14 protein-coding genes are annotated in these 19,699 nt (G+C 65.5%); 8 read left to right on the top strand and 6 right to left on the bottom strand.

The features are described 5' to 3' along the window. The first annotated feature begins 24 nt into the window (after positions 1 to 24). From B9C43_RS38645 to B9C43_RS38620, 6 genes are all read left to right on the top strand, one after another. Positions 25 to 1,071: a HEAT repeat domain-containing protein gene (locus B9C43_RS38645; RefSeq protein WP_084432127.1), complete on the top strand. Its 1,047-nt coding sequence runs from the start codon at positions 25 to 27 to the stop codon at positions 1,069 to 1,071. Between the two features lie 55 nt (positions 1,072 to 1,126). Further along, a complete protein-coding gene (locus B9C43_RS38640; protein WP_033390214.1) occupies positions 1,127 to 2,134 on the top strand; it encodes a LacI family DNA-binding transcriptional regulator in 1,008 nt (335 codons plus the stop codon). 111 nt (positions 2,135 to 2,245) lie between these two features. After that, positions 2,246 to 3,604: an ABC transporter substrate-binding protein gene (locus B9C43_RS38635; protein ID WP_084432124.1), complete on the top strand. Its 1,359-nt coding sequence runs from the start codon at positions 2,246 to 2,248 to the stop codon at positions 3,602 to 3,604. Further along, a complete protein-coding gene (locus B9C43_RS38630) occupies positions 3,582 to 4,547 on the top strand; it encodes a carbohydrate ABC transporter permease (RefSeq protein WP_084432121.1) in 966 nt (321 codons plus the stop codon). Before B9C43_RS38635 ends, B9C43_RS38630 begins: the two co-directional genes overlap by 23 nt. After that, positions 4,547 to 5,416, top strand: coding sequence for a carbohydrate ABC transporter permease (locus tag B9C43_RS38625; RefSeq protein ID WP_084432118.1), 870 nt, complete (start codon positions 4,547 to 4,549; stop codon positions 5,414 to 5,416). Before B9C43_RS38630 ends, B9C43_RS38625 begins: the two co-directional genes overlap by 1 nt. A 46-nt stretch (positions 5,417 to 5,462) precedes the next feature. Then, positions 5,463 to 7,088 carry a glycoside hydrolase family 13 protein gene (locus tag B9C43_RS38620; RefSeq protein WP_235039092.1) on the top strand — a complete coding sequence of 542 codons (1,626 nt, stop codon included), beginning with the start codon at positions 5,463 to 5,465 and terminating at the stop codon, positions 7,086 to 7,088. A 58-nt stretch (positions 7,089 to 7,146) separates the two neighbouring features. On the opposite strand, the gene B9C43_RS38615 is transcribed toward B9C43_RS38620, so the two are convergent. The 5 genes from B9C43_RS38615 to B9C43_RS38595 all read right to left on the bottom strand — a co-directional run bounded on the left by B9C43_RS38615 (position 7,147) and on the right by B9C43_RS38595 (position 16,322). Then, on the bottom strand, positions 7,147 to 9,108 hold the full coding sequence (locus B9C43_RS38615; protein ID WP_033390210.1) for an NPCBM/NEW2 domain-containing protein: 1,962 nt from the start codon (positions 9,106 to 9,108) through the stop codon (positions 7,147 to 7,149). Between the two features lie 10 nt (positions 9,109 to 9,118). Continuing rightward, on the bottom strand, positions 9,119 to 9,880 hold the full coding sequence (locus B9C43_RS38610; RefSeq protein ID WP_033390209.1) for a hypothetical protein: 762 nt from the start codon (positions 9,878 to 9,880) through the stop codon (positions 9,119 to 9,121). Positions 9,881 to 9,941: 61 nt separating this feature from the next. Beyond that, positions 9,942 to 12,674: a glycosyl hydrolase family 95 catalytic domain-containing protein gene (locus B9C43_RS38605; protein WP_084432115.1), complete on the bottom strand. Its 2,733-nt coding sequence runs from the start codon at positions 12,672 to 12,674 to the stop codon at positions 9,942 to 9,944. Between the two features lie 155 nt (positions 12,675 to 12,829). After that, the gene (locus B9C43_RS38600) at positions 12,830 to 14,971 is read right to left on the bottom strand and encodes a tetratricopeptide repeat protein (RefSeq protein ID WP_084432113.1); all 2,142 of its coding nucleotides are present in this window, start codon (positions 14,969 to 14,971) and stop codon (positions 12,830 to 12,832) included. A 7-nt stretch (positions 14,972 to 14,978) separates the two neighbouring features. Next, entirely contained in the window at positions 14,979 to 16,322 is a 1,344-nt protein-coding gene (locus tag B9C43_RS38595; protein ID WP_084432109.1) for an NYN domain-containing protein, read from the bottom strand. Between the two features lie 175 nt (positions 16,323 to 16,497). Here B9C43_RS38595 and B9C43_RS38590 point away from each other — a divergent pair, with 175 nt between their 5' ends. Beyond that, positions 16,498 to 18,195 (top strand): DEDD exonuclease domain-containing protein, encoded by a 1,698-nt coding sequence (locus B9C43_RS38590; RefSeq protein WP_084432106.1) that lies wholly within the window; start codon positions 16,498 to 16,500, stop codon positions 18,193 to 18,195. A gap of 43 nt (positions 18,196 to 18,238) precedes the next feature. Further along, the gene (locus B9C43_RS38585; protein WP_084432103.1) at positions 18,239 to 18,739 is read left to right on the top strand and encodes a hypothetical protein; all 501 of its coding nucleotides are present in this window, start codon (positions 18,239 to 18,241) and stop codon (positions 18,737 to 18,739) included. Here the strand turns inward: B9C43_RS38585 and B9C43_RS38580 are convergent. Next, the gene (locus B9C43_RS38580) at positions 18,736 to 19,698 is read right to left on the bottom strand and encodes a helix-turn-helix domain-containing protein (RefSeq protein WP_084432100.1); all 963 of its coding nucleotides are present in this window, start codon (positions 19,696 to 19,698) and stop codon (positions 18,736 to 18,738) included. The genes B9C43_RS38585 and B9C43_RS38580 overlap by 4 nt on opposite strands. Between the last annotated feature and the right edge of the window lies 1 nt (position 19,699).

Here is a 19,699-nt window from a genome sequence, read left to right as displayed (position 1 = left end):
CACGATCTGGTGACACACGATTGGATGACGCGCGTGAAACCCGACCAATTGCTCGAAGAGCCCGACTGGGACAGTCTCCAGCACGCGTACGGACCCGCCGGTGACACGCCCGGTCTGCTGGCCCAACTGCTGGACGACGATCCGGAAAAGCAGGCGTACGCACTCAGCCAGATCGAGATGTCCGTGCTGCACCAAGGGTCGATCTACAGCTCGACCGCGCCGGCCGCGCGCTACATCGCGGCGATCCTGCCTGCCAAGGCCACCCTCGCGGCCAGCGAAAGCGCCTACCCGTGGGACGACCGGGAGCGGCCGCTGCGTGCCGCGCTGCTCGAGTGGCTGGCCAACTTCGCCGAGTCGGCCACCTATCAGGACGCGGACGATCCGGACGTGCAGGCGTGCCGTGCGGTGCTGCCGGAGATCTACACCGCCGCACTGCCCTACGTCGACGATCCCGACCTGACGGTCCGGGAAGCCGCGCTCAGCGTCGTCACCGCCCTGCCCGACCTGGCCGACGCGCGGCTGTTCGAGCGCATCCTCGCCAGCAGCACCGACCGGCGAGAACGTGCCGCCGCCGTGTTCGGTCTCGGCGCCATCGGCGCGGACACCTCAGCCCTGCTGGAAGACGCCGACCCGGCCGTTGCCGTGTGCGCCGCGCTGACGTGCACGGACAACAAAGAGGCCACGCGGCTGATCCTGGACGCGTTGCAAGACCCGGCGACCGCGGACGGCTGGTTTCCCGAACCGTTGCCGCAGTTCGACGGCTGGTTCCGGTTCACGCTGATCAGCGCGGCGATCGACCGGACCGAGACCTTCGAGGAGCTACTGCCCGCCGCACTGGCTGTCGTCCCGCTCGGCAGCGGTTACACCGTCGACAGCGACTGGGGCCCGCTGCTGGCGAAGGCGTTCCCGGCCCCGTTCGATGGCAAGTTGACGCCGGTTCAACGGCAGTTCGTGTCGGCGATCGCCGAGCACGACCGCAACTGGGGGCAGATCGCGAACCCGCTGATCTGGCTGCGCAAGGCCGGTCTGCCGGAGACCCGCGAAGAGCTGCGCGCGGTGGCCCGGTCATGACGCTGACTGCAAATGGCCGCAAGCGGACTGCAAGGATTGTCTTATAGTTGCGGACATGACGCGAAGACTTGCCGAAGTCGCCCGCAAGGTCGGGGTGAGTGAGGCGACCGTGAGCCGGGTGCTCAACGGGAAGCCGGGTGTTTCGGAGAGTACCCGTACCGCGGTGCTGACAGCACTGGATGTACTGGGGTACGAGCGACCGACCCAGCTGCGGGGCGAACGGGCTCGACTGGTCGGACTAGTCCTGCCTGAGCTGCAGAACCCGATCTTCCCGGCGTTCGGGGAGATCATCGGCAACGGGTTGGCACAGCAGGGTTTCACGCCCGTGCTGTGCACCCGTACCGCGGGCGGCGTCACCGAGGCCGACTACATAGAGTTGCTGTTGCAGCAGCACGTCTCCGGCGTTGTGTTCGCCGGCGGCAACTACGCGCAAGCGGACGCCGCGCATGAGCACTACGCCAGGCTGACCGAGCGCAACCTGCCGACCGTGCTGATCAACGCGGCCATCGAGGATCTGAGTTTCCCCACGGTCTCGTGTGATGACGCGGTCGCCGCCGAGCAGGCGCTGACGCACCTGGTGTCGCTGGGGCACACCAAGGTCGGCATGGTTCTCGGGCCGGATGACCACGTGCCTTCCCGCCGCAAACAGCACGCGTTCGAGGCCGCCGCGAAGGCGGCGAACATCGACGTGGAACCGGACTGGTTCGAGCACGCGATGTACTCGCTGGAAGGCGGCCAGGCCGCGGCCGCTCGCCTGGTCAAACGTGGGATCACCGGCATCGTCTGCGCCAGTGACCCGCAGGCGCTCGGCGCGATCCGCGCGGTACGCCGTCAAGGGCTGTCGGTCCCGCAAGATGTTTCAGTGATCGGGTACGACGATTCCGCGTTCATGAACTGTGTCGACCCGCCGTTGACCACCATCCGCCAGCCGATCGAAGCCATGGGCCGCGCCGCGGTCGAACTGCTGACTATGCAGATCAACGGGGCTTCGGTGACCGATGAAGAGCTGCTGTTCGAGCCGGAACTCGTCGTCAGGGGGTCGACTGCACCCAGCACACGGTGAGCTGTTCGTTACTTGCGAAGTCTCATCGACATATTGCGCTCTCGCGTTCGCTTCTCTTAGGGTGAGCGCCATCACACAGCGTCGTTGGATAGCTGAGATGGGGCGCTTGCCATGCAGAGAACCCTCACCCGCAGGACGACACTCTTAGTCGCCGTCACGGCGTTAGGCCTGTCGGCCTGCGGGAGCGAGTCATCGAATCAGCCGGCACCCGGTGGCAAGGTCGCCATCACCGTCACCGGGCAACCGCCGAGCAGCCAGGCGATCGAACGCAAGATCTTCGACGCGGACGTGGCGGAGTTCGAAAAGCTCAACCCGGACATCGACATCGTGCCGCACGAGGGGTTCATGGACCCCAAGACCTTCTCGGCCAAACTGGCCGGTGGCCAGCTCGAGGACGTCTACTACGTCTACTTCACCGACCCGGCCAACATCATCGCCCGCAGGCAGGCCGCGGACATCACCGAGCACATCAAGGACATGGCGGTGGTCAAGCAGCTGCAACCCGCGCTGCTGGACATCTTCAAGGACCGCGGCGGCAAGATCTACGGCCTGCCGACCGCCAACTACTCGATGGGCCTGCTCTACAACCGCACGCTGTTCACCAAGGCGGGCCTCGACCCGGACAAGCCGCCGACATCGTGGGACCAGGTGCGTGACGCGGCCAAGAAGATCTCCGCGCTGGGCAACGGAACCATCGGCTTCGCCGACCTGAGCAAGAACAACCAGGGCGGTTGGCACCTGGTGACCTGGGCGTACGCCATGGGCAGCCAGATCGCCAGGCAGGAAGGCGAGAAGTGGACGGCCGACTTCAACAACGCCAAGGTCAAGCAGGCCTTGCAGCTGTTGAAGGACATGCGCTGGACCGACAACTCGATGGGCGAGAAGCAACTGCTTGAGGCCACCGACGTCCAGCGGCTGATGGGAGCGGGCCAGCTGGGTATGTACCTGGGTGCGCCCGACAACGTCCCAGTGCTGGTCAAGGAGTTCAAGGGCAAGTACGACGACTACGGCGTCGCCGCGCTGCCTGGTTCCGGAACGCTGCTCGGCGGCGAGGGATACATGATCAACCCCAAGGCGTCGCCGGAGAAGATCAAGGCCGGTCTGAAGTGGATCGACTGGAAGTACCTCGACCCGAACCGGATCGAGCAGCGGATCAACCAGTACCTGGCTGAGCAGCAGCCGATCGGCCTGCCCGCGATCCCCACCCCGGACATCTACACCGGTGACACCAGGGCCAAGCAGGCCGAGCTGAAGACCAAGTACGCCAACGTGCCCGAGAAGAACTTCGCGGCGTACCTCGAGGGCAACACCAGGCTCAAGGGCAACCTGGAGCCACCGAACGCCCAGCAGGTCTACGCCGTGCTGGACAACGTGATGCAGGGTGTGCTGACCAACAAGGACGCCAACATCGACCAGCTGCTGTCCGACGCGGAAGCCAAGGTCAACAGTGCCCTCGCTCAAGTCAAGTGAGGCACCGGCCCCGGCAGGCCAGATCGCCTGGCCTGCCGAGGTCCCGCCCGCCGGCAAAACGGTTTCCAGGCTGCGGCGCAAGGTCAACGACAACCTGACCGCGTACGGGTTGCTGGCCGCCGCGCTGGTGGTCTTCGCGTTGTTCTCCTGGTACCCGATCGTGCGCGGGATCCTGTTGTCCTTCCAGGAGGTCAACTTCGTCGATCCGCCCAAGTGGGTGGGGTTCGACAACTTCGAGCGGTTGTTCGCCGACCCGCTGTTCGCCACCGCGTGGCTGAACACGTTGGAGTTCACCGTGATCGCGTTGGTGCTGGGGTTCGCGGTGCCGTTCGTGACCGCGGTCCTGCTCAACGAGTTGCGGCACGCCAAGGCTTTCTTCCGGGTCGCGGTGTACCTGCCGGTGATGTTGCCGCCGGTGGTCGTGGCGATGCTGTGGAAGTGGATCTACAACCCGGGCCCGGGTCTGGCCAACGCGGCGCTCGGCGCGGTCGGCTTGCCCGGCGGCGCGTGGCTGGACTCGTCAAGCACGGCAATGGTTTCGTTGGTCATCGTGTCCACATGGGCCAACATGGGCTCGACGACGTTGATCTACTTGGCCGCGTTGCAGACGATTCCGGGTGAGCTCTACGAATCGGCCGAACTGGACGGTGCCGGACTGTTCAAACGGCTGTGGCACGTGACCATCCCGCAGACCAAGTTCGTACTGCTGGTGTTGTTGCTGCTGCAGATCGTGGCCACGATGCAGGTCTTCACCGAGCCGTACGTGATGACCGGCGGCGGCCCAGAGGAGTCCACGGTCACCGTGCTGCTGTTGTTGTACCGGTATGCGTTCACGTACAACGACTTCGGCTCGGCCAGTGCCATGAGCTTGTTGCTGCTCATCGCCTTGGCCATCTTCTCCGGCTTCTATCTGCGGCTGACGAGGACAAGGAGCGAGGACTGATGCGTACCTTGGTCTCGCCGACCCAGCTGCGCAGCGGCCGCGGCAAAGCCATCTACTGGACGGTGTTCACCGCCGTCATGCTGCTGTTCCTGCTGGCGTTCATCTTTCCCATGTACTGGGCGATCACGGGCGCGATGAAGGATCCCACCGAACTCGCCCGCACGCCACCGACGGTGATCCCCACCCAGTGGCATCCCGAGGTATGGGGCGAGTCGTGGGAACGGCTGAACCTGCTCACCTACTTCGGCAACACCGTGCTCGTCGCGCTCGGCGCTTGGCTGATCCAGCTGGCCGTCGACGTACCGGCCGCGTACGCGTTGTCGAAGCTGCGTCCGGTGCTGGGCAACAAGATCCTCGCCCTGATGCTGGCCACGCTGATGGTGCCCGCGTCCGCGTTGCTGGTGCCGACGTACGTCACCATCACCGATCTGCCGATCTTCGGCGTCAACCTGATCAACTCGCCCACCGCGATCTGGTTCCCTGCAGCGGCGAACGCGTTCAACATCTACCTGTTGAAACGGTTCTTCGACCAGATCCCCGGTGAGCTGCTCGAAGCGGCGGTGCTGGACGGCGCGGGCCAGATCCGCATCCTCTGGCGGATCGTGCTGCCGATCTCCAAGCCGATCCTCGCCGTGGTGTCGATCCTGGCCATCGTGGCCGCATGGAAGGACTTCATCTGGCCTCTGCTGGTGTTCCCCGACCCGACCAAGCAGACGTTGTCGGTGGCGCTGCAGCGGATGGAGATCGACATGCCGCTCAACATCCTGCTCGCCGGTCTCGTGCTGGCCAGCGTCCCGATGGTGCTGCTGTTCCTGTTCTTCCAACGTCACATCCTGGCCGGCCTGACCGCCGGCAGCGTCAAGGGCTGAGCCCGGTGGTCGTAACCACTCGTAACTCACAGGGAGGAACCCAACCGTGTCCGTTACGAATGAGATATCTCCGGACACGCCAACGGCTTGGTGGCGTGACGCGGCGATCTACCAGGTGTACATCCGTAGTTTCGCCGACGGCAACGGCGACGGGATCGGTGACCTCGCCGGTGTCCGCGCACGCCTGCCTTACCTGGCGGACTTGGGAATCGACGCGATCTGGTTCTGCCCATGGTATCCGTCCCCGATGGACGACGGCGGTTACGACGTCTCCGACTTCCGGGACATCGAGCCGACGTTCGGCACACTCGAGGAAGCCGAACTGCTGATCGCCGAGGCACACGCGCTCGGCATCCGGATCATCATCGACATCGTGCCCAACCACGCCTCCGACGAGCACCCGTGGTTCAAGGCCGCACTGGCCGCCGGCCCGGGATCGCCCGAGCGGGAACGGTTCTGGTTCCGCCCCGGCCGCGGCGAGAACGGCGAGCTGCCGCCGAACGACTGGCAGTCGCGGTTCGGCGGACCGGCCTGGACCCGGGTAGCTGATGGCGAGTGGTTCCTGCACCTCTACAGCTCCCGCCAGCCGGACTTCAACTGGACCAACCCCGAGGTGCACGCCGAGTTCCTCGACGTCCTGAAGTTCTGGTTCGACCGGGGTATCGACGGGTTCCGGATCGACGTCGCCGACGGGCTGATCAAAGACCCGGCACTGCCCGATGTGCACGGCGCGACCACCGGCCCGCTGCCGTACTCCGATATGGACGGTGTGCACGAGGTCTACCGCGCCTGGCGCAAGATCTCCGACTCGTACCCCGGTGAGCGGATCTTCGTCGGCGAGATGTGGCTGCCCGACCCGATCCGGTTCGCCCGCTACCTGCGGCCGGACGAGATGCACTCGGCCTTCAACTTCGACTTCCTGTCCTGTCCGTGGGAAGCCAAGCGGCTGCGCGAGGTCATTCAGTCCAGTATGGACTCCCACTCGCTGGTGGGCGCGCCGCCGACGTGGGTGCTGTCCAATCACGACGTGACCCGGCACGTAACCCGTTACGGCCGGTCCGGCGACACGGGGTTCGAGTTCGCCGACCGCAGGCACGGCACCCCGGTCGACCGTGATCTGGGGACCAGGCGGGCCCGCGCGGCGGCGTTGCTGACCATGGCCTTGCCCGGTGGCGTGTACGTCTACCAGGGCGAAGAACTGGGCCTGTGGGAGATCGAGGACATCCCGGACGAGTTGCGGCAGGACCCCGTGTTCGAGCGGACCAAGCACGCCGACCCGGGTCGTGACGGCTGCCGGGTGCCGATCCCTTGGGGCGACAAGAAACCACCCTTCTCCTTCGGCACGGGCGGGTCATGGTTGCCGCAGCCGCAGGAATGGGCCGGGTACACCGCCGACGCCCAAGCGGCCGATCCGGACTCGATGCTGTCGTTGTACCGCAAGGCTTTGCGCATCCGCCGGGATGAGCCTGCGTTGGGTGACGGCGAGATGAGCTGGGTCATGTCGTTGGCAGACGTGATCGCGTTCACCCGTGACCCGGGGTTCACGTGCATGGTGAACCTGTCGAGCGAGCCGGTACCGCTGCCCCGGCACGAATCGATCATCTTGGCCAGCGGGCCGCTGCGGGGCGACCAGTTGCCTGCGGACACCGCGGTCTGGCTGCGAACCTTCTGAATATCCCTGCACGGCTCCTCCCACCTGCCGAGAGGTAGGTGGGAGGAGCCGTTTTGTTTCAGCAGGTGAGGGTGGGGTTGGCCCAGTCGCCTCGGTCGTAGCTGTAGGTGTCACCGCCGTCGGTGACCACCAGCCGCAGATAGGTCGCACCGGCCAGCGCGGCGGAGATGGAGATCGGGTCGTCGCGCCATGTCCGCACACCGCTGTCGGCGACCTTGGCACCGTCGGCCCAGATCTCGAATGACGCGGAGCCGACCTTGTTGGCGTCGTTGCGGTCGTCGTCGATGCCGACGATCGAGGTCAGGCCCGAGCATTTGCCGTCGAGGTAGAACACCATCTGGGTCGGCGCGTGCGCGCCCAGGCCCTTGGCGTACACGTTGCCGTTGATCGTCAACGGTTTCCCGTCACCGGGTTGCCAGCCGCCGTTGGACATGTCCCGTTCGACAGGCCCGTAACCACCACTTTCCCAAGCTGACGGGACGTCACCGAGTGCGGACGTGCCACGTGGCACCGCCCTCGGGACGATCAACTCGGTCTTGCTCGTCATGGTGACGTCGCCGAACGCCACGCTGCTGGTCAGCTCGGGAGTACCGGTCGCCGCCGGCCAGATCCGCCATCGCCCGGATATCGACTCGCCGGTTCGCAGTACCCATTTCTGCTGCCTGGAAATGACTTCCACCCGCCAACCGGGAGGCGCCGTCAGACGGACACGCGGGTTGATCACGGGAACCACCGCGTGGTTCGTCGCCGTGACGGTCGCTTCGAAGGCTCGGCCGACCGGCGTGATCCTCGCCGGAATGCCCGGGACGTTCGCACCGAGCTCCAAGCCGGCACTCACCAGCGGCTGCGCGTTCCACCAGTTCTTACCCGACACCCGGTACACGACTGTGCCGTGCGCCGGAACCATCGCGGAGATCTCACCGGCAGTCTGGAAGTCCTTGTGCTGCCACAAGTCCCGTACGGTGTAGCCGGGACGCCTCGGAAGTCCCAATGCCGACGCCGAAGTACCTACCTTGGCCGCGGTGTCGTTCTCGTTGAACAAGGCGACCGCGGTGTCACCGTTGGCCAACGGCTTCACGAACACCCATTTGCCGTCCACCTGGGACATCACGCGAGCCTGGACACCCAAGCGGTCCTGATCCAGCGCTATGATCTCCTTGTTCCGCAGGATGTCCATGTTCGCCGGGGAGATCTTGCGCAGGTCGGCGCCGATCAACAGCGGCGCGGCCATCATCGCCCAGAGGCTGAAGTGCGACCGGTACTCGGTCTCGGTCATGCCGCCGTTGCCGACTTCCAGCATGTCCGGGTCGTTCCACGCACCCGGCTTGGCGTACTGCGCCAATGGCGCGTTCTTCTTGAGGATCTCGACGACCTTCGGCCAGGTGTCGTTGATGTCGCCGGTGGTCCGCCAGAGGTGCCCGACGTCGGCACCCCATTCCCACGGCTTGTTCTGGCCCCACTCGCAGATCGAGTACACGATGTCCCGGCCGGTCTTCTTCAGCGCGTCACGCATCTTGGTGTAGCGCTCCAGCGCGGGCCGGTTCTCGTTGTTGCAGTTGTCGTACTTCAGGTAGTCGACGCCCCAGTCGGCGAACGTCTGCGCGTCGACCTCCTCGTGGTCCAGGGCACCCGGCATGGTCTTCGCGCACGTCTGCGTGCCCGCGCTGGTGTAGATGCCCAGCTTCAGGCCCTTCGAGTGCACGTAGTCGGCGATGGCCTTGATACCACTGGGGAATCGCTCGGGGTGATGTGTCAGCCTTCCGTTGGCGTCGCGTTGCGGTGCCGCCCAGCAGTCGTCGATGTTCACGTACTGGTAGCCCGCGTCCTTCAGGCCTTGCGTGACGAAGATGTCCGCGGTGTCCTTGATCAGTTTCTCGTCGATCGCGCAGCCGGTGGCGTTCCAGTTGTTGAACCCCATCGGCGGGGTGAGTGCGAGCTTGTCCGGCAGCGCCTGCGCGGCGGGGGCGGCCGGGACCGTGACGAAGGCGAGCCCGACCGCCAGTGCTACAAGTCTTTTCACCAGTGTCCTCTCAGACGAGCTGGTAGGCCCGGTAGTTGCGGATCAGCTGATAGGTGTTCTGCAGCCCGGAACTCTCGATGCTGCGGTAGATGCCCCACTTGGGCCGCAGGTAGTTCTTGTCCCGCCACAGGTCCACATTGGTCGTGCGGCCGCTGGCCCTGACGGTCGAGCCTTCCTTGATGCTCCACGCCAAGTAGCCGCCGCTGTTGGACGCCTTGAACTCGAACTCGATGTCGATCCACTTGTTCTGCAGCGGCGCGTAGTCGCCGAGGATGTGCTCGGTGTTGGAGTCGTCGTCCTTCAGCGTCAGCACGGTCAGCGTCGGCTTGCTCTTCTGCCGCGGTGTCAGCGTCCAGAGTGGACCGCCGACGTCCTGCACCTTCATCTGCATGATGTGGGTGAACCGGGTGGTCGCGGTCAAGGAGCTCGGCCAGAACGCCTGGTACGACAGCCGCCAGGTGGTGTCCTTGTTGATTTTCAGGATGCTGCCGTTCTGGCGCATGCCTTTGCACTCGTTGCGCTGCCGGTCCGAGCCGTCGCGGTCACGGGTGTGCATGTCGAAGCGCCAGTGGTCGCCCTCGACATAGATGTGCTTCACGCCCGAGTGCGAGTTGGCCCGGTCGTCTTCCAGGCCCTCGAAGGCGTTCAGGCCGTCCCTGGCCGGGTCCGGGCTCCACCTGAGCTGCCATGCGGCGGCAGATGCGGTGCCCGTACCCATGGTGAGCGCGCCGAGAGCGCCCGCGCCGAGCGCCAATGCGCTGCGTCGATTCATTGGGGCACGATTGATGTTTTCGGTCACTTTTCCTCCTTCGGCAGGGTGCGGCGGAGGTTCGCTACGGTTTCTGCAGGGTGATCGCGAAGATGTGCGGCCTGGGTTTCGCGGCCGCGGGCAGGGTGACGGAGAGCAGTTCGCGAGCCGGGTCGAGCGGAACTTTCTGGTGGAAGATCGAAAGCCTGGTCTCGGCCGGTCCGGTTCGGGTGTGCATTTGCCTGGTCCGCAGGGCTTCCGTCTCACCGAACGCGGGCGATGCCCGCCAGTCGGTGATCTGCAACGGAACCTGGGCGGTCCCGTCGGCGTAGGTGACAGTCAGCTTTGTGTTGGTGTTGCCATTGTCGCTGGCCGCGAGCAAGTGCATGGTCGGGTACTTGCCAGGCGGGAGCTGAATGGTCTGCCCGGCGGGGATGATGTTGTTCGGGGCGCCTTCGTTGCCGTTGACGAATTCGAACGGGATTCCGTCGTCCTCAGCGTGGCCGGTCTGCGGGAGCTGCGCCGCGGGGTAGGTGTTGCCCGCACCGTCGAAGTCCCCGTCGTTCATCTGGAACTCGTTGGTGAAGCCGTCGTTGTTCAGTGCGGCTGCGAGGTCCACGGTGAGCGTTGGCTGGTTCGGCAGCGCGGGCAGGCCCCACGGCTTTGCCGGTGTGCTGATCGGTACGGGCTTGATGGTCAGGTCCGGCCGCGCGCCTGCCTGGTGGATCAGGACTTCCTGGTCGAACTCGATCACCAGCGTTCCGTCGGCTTCCCGGTGCCACTTCCTCGCGCCGTGGACCTCTGGGTCCGGGATGTCCGTCCTGAGTTTGAGGGGTTGGCCGGCGAGACCACGCACCCTGACGAACTCGGTCCTGCCGTCCTTCCTTGACGCCGTGACCAGGAACGCGCCCTCGGTCCGGAAGTCCTGCAGTGCCACGTCACGCCAGGTGCTGGGAACAGCGGGGAAGATCCGGATCACGCCGCCCCAGCTCTGGCACAGCATGTCGTGCACCGACTGCGCACCGGACAGCGGCGTCTCGATGACCGGACCGGCCTCGAAGTACATCGTGTTGGCTTGGGCGAACCGGGCGACGAACTCCCTGAGGTACTTCAGCGCGTCGTCGCCGTGGCCGAGTCCCGCCGAGATCGACGACGCCCCGGTGAAGCTGTAGCCGCGGAGCGCGCCTTCGAAGCTGATCCAGTGCTTGAGCGACTTCTCGATCAGCGCCCGCTGCCCGGTTTCGACGCTGACCAGATACAACGGGTACACCGCGAGCATGTGCGAGTAGTGCCGGTGCGACTTGGCGAACGGCACGCCGGTGCCGACCATGAACCCGTTGGCGTCGACCGGGTAGTCGACGAGTGTGCTGAGCACTTCACGCCACTTGGGCGCGAGCGGATCGTCCGGCTTGATCTCCAGCAGCGTCCGGCAGCTCCACCGGATGAGCGCGAGGTCGAAGTTGCAGTCCGGCGCGGTGCCGTACTCCGGGGAGAACGTGGGCGCGAGGTGCAGCCTGCCGTCCATGCCTTTACTCAGGAAGTGCAGGTAGTAGTTCATCGCCCGGCGCAAAGCCGGGAACAGGATGTCCAGGATCGCCGGATCCATGCTGTGCCGGTAGTGCAGCCACACGTTGTGCAGGATCCACGGCAGGTTCCCGATCTCCGGGTCCGGTGAGGAGAATCCTGGCGCGCCGACGAACCCCGCGTCGTCGAACTGGGCGTCGGTGCTGCGTCGCACACCCATCGAGTCGCCACGGAACTGCGGCCGCAGGGCGTCGATCAGGATCCGCTGGGTGGCTTTGATCGTCCTCGGGATCGGGTCGAGTTCGAGGTGGTTGGAGCCGTACGCCAGCCAGTACTCGAGCTGGACGTTGAGGTTGTTCCAGAGCGACGGCCATGGCGTCGGCTCGATCCACGGGCCGGTCGTCGCCATGATCGGGCCACTGTGCCGGGAGGCGGAAGCGATTTTGTAGAGCTGGATCCAGTAGAAGCTCTGCAGCAGTTCGTCCGGAATGGACAGGAAGCTCTTCCGGTAGAAGGCGTGCCACCAGCTCTGGTGTTCCTGCCGGAGCAGGCGCTCGGGCCTGGCGAACCGGACGATGTCCTTGACTTGGTCTTCGGCGGTAACGCCGGGATAGGTGTGTTTCACCGACAGCAGCAACGTGTTGCCACGCTTGCGGTACGCCGTAGCCGTCTGTCCACCCGCGACCATTGGCTGCACCACGACAGTCATGTCGCGCTCGGTCTTGGTGATCGGCTTCGGGTTGCGGGGGAAGTTCGCGGGCGGTGGTTCCCGGATGGTTCTCGGACTCAGTGCCTCGGCCGGTTCGAAGACCAGAGTGTGGTCGCCGTGGACTTCCAGGCAGAGCAGATCGGTCTCCGCGTGCACGAACAGCCGGATCCCGACGTCACCCTGATCAGTCTTGATGGTTCCGGTGAGCTCGGCGTTCCACAGCTCAAGACGCATGTCGACGCCGGTGATGGTGCCCTTCGGCGTGAGCAGGAGTTTGCCGACGGGCAGCCGCGCGACGCCCCACTCGTTGCCGAACTGCGGACGGTGGTCCTGCACTTGGCTGTGGTCGACGGTGATGCGGATTGCGTTCGCCCCAGGCTCCCGGTAGACCGCAGCGGCCAGAAACCCGTTGCCCAGAAACGGTCCCTCGTACCAAGCACGCGGCACCCGCTGCCACACCATGTCGCAAGCCCCAAGGAACCGCGGCCAGTCGATCCCCTGCTGCTGCGCCTGAGCCGTGGGCAGGACCCCGAGCATCGTTCCCGCGACCGCGCCACCCAGCAGCCCTCGACGAGAGATATCCATCCGCACTCCACACTGAGCTCGCTTAAAGATCGGATGTATAGCCGAAGCTGACTGTATGGAAACCTTTTCAACCCGTCAACATGCCAGCCTTCAGGTGGGTGAAACAGCAGCTAGAGGCCTATAAATTGGTGTAGAGATGGTCACGACCTGACCACTTATAGATCGGAGCTACTCGCCGCCCGACGCTCCTCGACCACTGCCGCCAAGCCTTTGGATGCCGCGACCGTCCTAGGGTTGCGCTCCCCTAGAACACGCCTGCAATCCGCGACCAGACGCCGAAACTCGGTCTCGGCCGTGGTCAAGTCGCCCCTCTGCCAGGTCACGTAGGCCATGAAGTGGTGCGCACGCTGCGTGTGCGTGTGCTCTGGGCCTAACTTGGCGGAGCAATCCGCGAAGATCCTCCGAAAATCGGCCTCGGCTTCGGCTGTATCGCCACGTAACCACGCCAAGCAGGCGAGGACGTGCTCAACGTGTTGGACCCGTCCGGGAAATCGAGCGTCCAGCACGGACGTGTCCTCTGCGAGCACAGCTCGTAGTTCAGCCTCGGCTCCAGTCCGGTCACCACGCTCCAAGAGGATGTAGGCCAGACTGAGGTGAGCACTCGATTGAAGATCGGCAGACTCGCTGACGTCGTCGCCCTGCGTCGCGAGAATTGCCCGGTACTCAGTTTCCGCCTCGGCAACCCGCCCCAATTTCTTCAGATGGAAGGCTCGATTGAATCGAGTGCGCTGCGTCACCGGCTCTTCGGCATCCAGTCGCGCCAACTTTTTTTCATACGATCCTCGCCGCCGAACTTCCCCGTCTTGCGCCGCACCAGGAGCAAGCAACAACTCTCCACTACCTGAAAGGTAGACCGGGTCCTCCGGGCCCAAGGTTTCCGAGTCAAGCAAGAAGAGCCTGTCGCTCAGGCCGTCCAGAAGCTGCCCAAGCTCCCCAAAGTATTGGCTTAACAACCTCAGCGAATCTGCCACCTGCTCGCCATCAACAATGCCCGTCGGATTCGACCGAACAGCAGACACCAGGATATCCAGAATCTCTTGAATATTCGGACCTATAATATCCAATGCTTGATTGGAATGCCGAAGAAGCAGCACCATTCGAGGCAGATGTGTCAAAGCAAGGACGCCGAGCGAGATTATCCCGGCACGGACTAATTCCAGATAGAGCATGCTGAAGACAAGAACGTCCTGCACAGCGTCGACATGGTGACGGGTCGCGTCGCCTACCAACGGATGCATCGTGACACAGTCGATGTTCTGCACTGGTTCATGCGTCACCAGCCCGACGCCGATCAGTTCCCTCAGCGCCTGCGCGACATCCTGCGGCGTCACCTCACTGAACATCTCGAAGCGGGACATGATCGCCGCGTCAAGCATCATCGTTGGCACTAGCTGCGGCGCCATGAAGGACAGCAGCCGCAACAAGGGCCGAGCGACAGCGAAACCTCGTCGTTCCAGCGCATCCAGAGACAATTCCCAGGTGCGTGCGACCTGTTCGTCCACCGTCACCGCGGCGATCTGGTCCATCAGGTCCACGAACGTCTTGGGCTCGTCCACACCCGGTAATTCCGGGGTGTCACGCGTCAATTTCAGCAGATTGCCCGCAGCCAACAGCGCCAGCGGCAACCCACCCAGCTGGGCAGCCAAAGTCTCGGCCTCCGCGCGAGTCCCGCCTTCGGGCGCGAGCTCATGCAGCACAGCACCACCGTCCATCTGGGACAACACAGGGACCGGGACGACACGTGCGCGGCGTCCCCACACCGAGTTGCGGGACTCGCGGCTCGTCACCAGCAGCAGGCCACGCTCAGGTACCCGGATCCAGTCCTTCAACAGTGACGGCTCGTCGGCGTTGTCTATCACGAGCAACCATGGCGGGGACTGGTCCAGCTTGCGCCACAACAGGTCTGGGGCCGACATCTCACCTCGCCACGCGGCCGACACGTCGTCGCGCGGGGCGCCAGCGGACAACGCGACTTCCCGCATACCGGCCACCAGGTTGTCCGACGTCGTGGCATCAACCCACCACACCTTGCGCACGGACTTCATCCGAGCAGCCAGTGCCAAGGCCACGGTCGTCTTGCCGAAGCCTCCCGCGCCCGACAGCACAACCAGCCCAGTGAACTTCTCCAACTGGTCAAGCATCTTGTCGCGGCCGCGGACCGCATGCTCGACGCGGGCGAACGGTGGTGTGACGGAGACCCACCCTGGCCCGGAGACGTCACCGAGTTGGGACATCGAGCCGTAGATGTTCTGTGCTGCTCCACCTTCGAACGATCCACTCAGCTCGAAGTCGGTCATGGCCTTCCTAGACTCTGCCGAGCCGCGAGAGCAACACGGCGGACGGCACTGGGTGCGCACCCCGTCGCCGCACTGAATCCGCCACGGCACGGTCCGAGGTCACGACAACCACCGGCCGTCCCTCGGGCTCCGCGGCGACCAATGCCCGGATGACGTCATCCGCGAGCACACCCGGGTCACTGAACAGCACGCGCACCCCGCGAGGTGCAGCCGACGGCACGGCGACAACGCCAGCACCATCGAACACGAGCGTGACCTCAGCCGACGTCCGCGCCGCGAGGGCCGACAGCTGGTGTGTGAGGCGCTCGCGTTGATCGGCCAGAGGCAAGTCGGGATAGCCGGTCTTCGTGACGTTGTAGCCGTCCACGACGAGGTGGACGGACGGCAACGCGAGCAGACGGTCCAACGCGGCCGGGTCCTCGACACGGCCGACGGTGCCCTGGGCTGCCGTGGCACCACGGACGAGGTCGGCGGGACGTGGGCCACCACCACCGAGGGCCAGTTCGCGCCTCAACCCGGTGACCGCCCCGTCCAATGTGTCCACGAGCAGGGCGAGGCGGACTTCGTCGGCTTGCCGGGCTTCGCGGGCGGATTGGCGGGCGACCTCGGCGTCCGCTTCGGCGCGGCGGGCTTTCTTGCGTTCGGCTTCGGCACGCTCACGTTCGCGGTCTCGCTGGCTCGTGAGGTCGGCGATCTGGGCCGCTACTTCGACACGAAGGCGTTCCATCTCCTCAGCGGCCGCTGCCGCCGCGTCCTTGGCCTCGCGGAGCTTCACGCCTTGTTCGCGCAAACGCTTTCGCAGCCGGTCGAGCTCGATTTCGGCGTCCGCGCGGACCAGGTCCGCGGCGCCCTGGGCGACTTCGAGCTCTCCCCTGGTCTGCTTGAGCTCGTTCTCCAAGCGGTCGGCCCTGGTCAGCGCCGCATCTCGTTCGGCTCTGAGCACGGCGTCGCCCGCACGGCGCGAAACGAGCTCGATGTAGTGCACGGCCGTCTCGTCGCCGAGGAGCACCGCCGCGGCCGCGGCTGCGACAGGCTCGGCACCGCTGACCTCAAGCACCGCGGGCCGATGCTCACGGCACCACTCGACCACCGCCGTGCGGAAGCTGTTGGAGTCACGCAGCGCCGCCATGATCTGCGAGCCACCCAGCCGGGCACGCTTGGCTGGCGCGAACTTGGCGACCGCTCTGAGCTGCTGCGGGATGTCCACGCGGTTGAGGCCGCTGATGGCTTCGGCGCCGATTTCGGCAAGGCGGGACCGCACGGCATCGGGGATGCCGTCCCACTCCACCTCGGAGGTCTCGGCGAGCTCGTCCACCGGCTCGTCGGCCTCGTCCACTTCGCGCGGCGCCATCTCTCCAGATTAGTTGGCCGAGGTCTAAATGACCCGCTGGGTTCCAGTTAGTCCACCCAGTGTCGTCCCCTCGCGGTGCGGTCCGGCTGACGTGGTCGGCTTTGGTGACAAAGCCCGTCCGAGCGAAGCGAGGACAATCAGAAACTGTCGGTGTGGACCCTTAGTGTCTCGCCCGATGAACACGCAGCTGTCGTTCGACGAACTCGGCACGCCGTTGCGGACCACTACTTTCGTGGTCTTCGACCTGGAGACCACGGGTGGCAGCGCGGAGCAGGACTCGGTCACGGAGATCGGCGCGGTCAAGGTCCGCGGCGGCGAGGTGATCGGCGAGTTCGCCACGCTGGTCGACCCGGGCAGGGGCATCCCGCCGGAGATCGTGGCGCTCACCGGCATCACCAACGCCATGGTCTACCAGGCGCCCCCGCTGATCGAGGTGCTGCCCGCGTTCCTCGAATTCGCCGCGGGCGCGGTGCTGGTCGCGCACAACTCGGGCTTCGACGTCAGTTTCATGAAAGCTGCGTGCCGTCGTTACGGCTACCACTGGCCGCGCCCGGCCGTTGTGTGCACGGCGCGTCTCGCAAGACGCGTCCTGAGCCGCGAGGAGGCACCGAGTTGCCGTCTGTCCGCCTTGGCCCAGCTGTTCCGTGCAAGTACGACGCCCATTCACCGGGCACTGGCTGACGCGCGAGCGACCGTCGACGTCCTGCACGGTCTGCTTGAACGCGTCGGCTCCGTCGGTGTGCAGTCCCTGGAGGAGCTGCTCGACTACATACCTGAGGTCACGCCCGAGCAGCGCCGCAAACGTACGCTCGCGGCCGATCTGCCGAACGAGCCAGGCGTGTACATGTTCCGTGGGCCGCGCGAGGAGGTGTTGTACGTCGGCACCGCGTCCGACCTGCGCCGCCGTGTCCGTCAGTACTTCACGGCCAGTGAGACACGTCGTCGGCTGCGCGAGATGGTTGGCCTCGCTGTCCGCGTCGACTCCGTGACCTGCGCGCACGCCCTTGAGGCTGAGGTCAGGGAGTTACGTCTGCTTGCGGCGCACAAACCGACGTACAACCGACGTTCCCGCAACAAGCACCAAGCGTGGTGGCTCACGCTCACCGACGAGGCATTCCCACGGCTGTCGATAGTCCGCTCGCCTCGCGACGGCTCGCTCGGACCGTTCCGCTCGCAGCGCTCCGCGGAGGGCGCGGCCGTCGCGTTGCAAGAAGGTACGGGCATTCGGCCGTGCACTCAGCGCATCCCGGCGCGGTCACCGAAGGGCACACCGTGTCTGTTGGCAGAAATTGGCCGATGTGGCGCGCCGTGCGCTGGGCACCAGAGCGTCCACGAGTACCAGCCCTACGTAGAGGCAGTGCGCGGTCTTGTCGCGGGACACCGCGTGGACGCGTTATGGCGCGCCGCCGCGCGATTGGTGCAGTTGTCAGATGCACAGCGTTTTGAGCAAGCCGCTGAGGGACGTGACCGCCTTGCTCTGCTCGTGCGAGCACTTGACCATGGCCAGCGGCTCGCGTCACTCGCCTCGATCGCCGAGCTCGTCGCAGCACGCCCGGACGGCACGGGCGGTTGGAACTTTGCTGTGGTCCGGCACGGCAGGCTCGCGTCGGCGGGCAACGCTCCTCGCGGTGTAGCCCCGATGCCGGTCGTCGAGATGCTTGTGTCGTCCGCTGAGACCGTCATCCCGTCGGCTGGGCCGCTGTACGGCGCGCCGCACGAGGAGGTTGGGGCCGTGCTGCGTTGGCTTGAGAAGCCCGGGACACGGATGGTCCGGTGCACTGCTCCATGGACAGTCCCGGCGGCTTCGGCGGCAAGTTGGCGGCCATGGCTGAAACGCGCGGAATCAGTCTGGAGCGGTCCACAGCTCGACTGAGCTGGATAGCCTGCGGCCACCAACAGAACATGAGGGGGTTTCAGTGCGCATCATCGCGCGCGCATTCGCGCTGGCCGCTGCAGGTTTGTTGACATTCGGGGCAGCTTCGGCCGCAGCACAGGACTCGGTGGGTGCCTTCACCTTCACCACCGAACCAGGTGCGTTCCCCACGTATGTCCAGCCCGACACCTGGTACACCGTGAACGTCTTCCAGTACGACGGGCTGCTCAACCTCGACGGCGAAAGCGCCAACGGCTTCGAGTGGATGCGGGTCGAGCTCAGCCCCGGCGAGCAACTGACGACCGGGAGATACGAGAACGTCCGCTCTATCAGCGAGAACCCGACCGGCGTCGGTATCAGGGTGATCGCCGGAGGCCGCTCCGGGGCGCTGTCTTGCGCAGACGACTACGCCACCGTCGACATCATGGAACTCGAGCGCACCGCGGACGGCAACGTGACCCGCTTCGCCGCCGATATCGAGCACCACTGCGACTCCCCGACCGCACCGGCGCTGCGCATCCAGGTGAAGTACGACGAGCGCTAGACCGGACCGAACCTGCGGCGGTACGCGGAGGGACTCAACCCCGTGTGCCGCCGCAGTTGTATCCGCAGGTTGGCGGCCGTGCCGAAGCCGCTTTCCCGCGCCACCCAATCCAACCGCTGTTCTCCGCGTTCAATCAGACGGCACGCCAACGAAATGCGTTCACCGGTCAGCCAAGCCAGGGGCGTAGTCCCGAGTTCAGTACGGAACCGGCGGTGCAACGTCGCCTGGCTCGTGGCCGCCCGCGAGGCCAGATCGGCCACCGTCAACGGTTGGCCCAGCTGGGACCGGGCCCATTCCAGGACAGGCGCGAGCGACGTGTCCGGGACGTCCGGAATCGGGCGTTCGACGAACTGCCGCTGGCCACCGTCCCGGCGACCGGTGAACACCAGCCGACGGCTCACCGCGTTGGCGATCTCCGCGCCGTGATCGCGGTGAATCAGGTGCAGCCCAAGGTCGAGAGCCGCCGCACTGCCCGCCGCGGTCAGAACATTGCCGTCGTCGACGAAAAGCACGTCCGGTTCAAGGTGGACGGTCGGATATCGCGCCACGAATTCGTCAGCCCACTGCCAATGCGTGGTCGCACGGCGTCCATCGAGGACACCCGCGGCAGCCAACGAGAAAGTCCCCGTGCAGAAGCTGACCAAGCGAGCGCCACGGTCCGCCGCGCGAGCGATCGCTGACAGGACCGCACAACCCGGAGTGTTCAGCGGATCCGGGCGGTTCGGGACGATCACGGTGTCCGCCGCGTCCACGGCTTCCAGGCCCGCGATGCCGCTCATCGTGAACATCCCGAGGTGCATCCGAACGCTCGGATCCGCGGCGCACACCGTGAACGAGTACCAGTCCCGGTGCAGTTCCGGCCGCCGCAGCCCGAACAACTCGGTGGCCACGCCCAGTTCGAACGGGTTCGACCCCTCGTCGACGATCACCGCCACCCGGTGCGAGGATTCTTGCGGCATG

The sequence above is a fragment of the Kibdelosporangium aridum genome, assembly GCF_900176515.1.
GTDB classification, from domain to species: Bacteria; Actinomycetota; Actinomycetes; order Mycobacteriales; family Pseudonocardiaceae; genus Kibdelosporangium; species Kibdelosporangium aridum.
The sequence above is the reverse complement of the archived record's forward strand: the minus strand, read 5'-3'. Positions and strand labels throughout refer to the sequence as shown.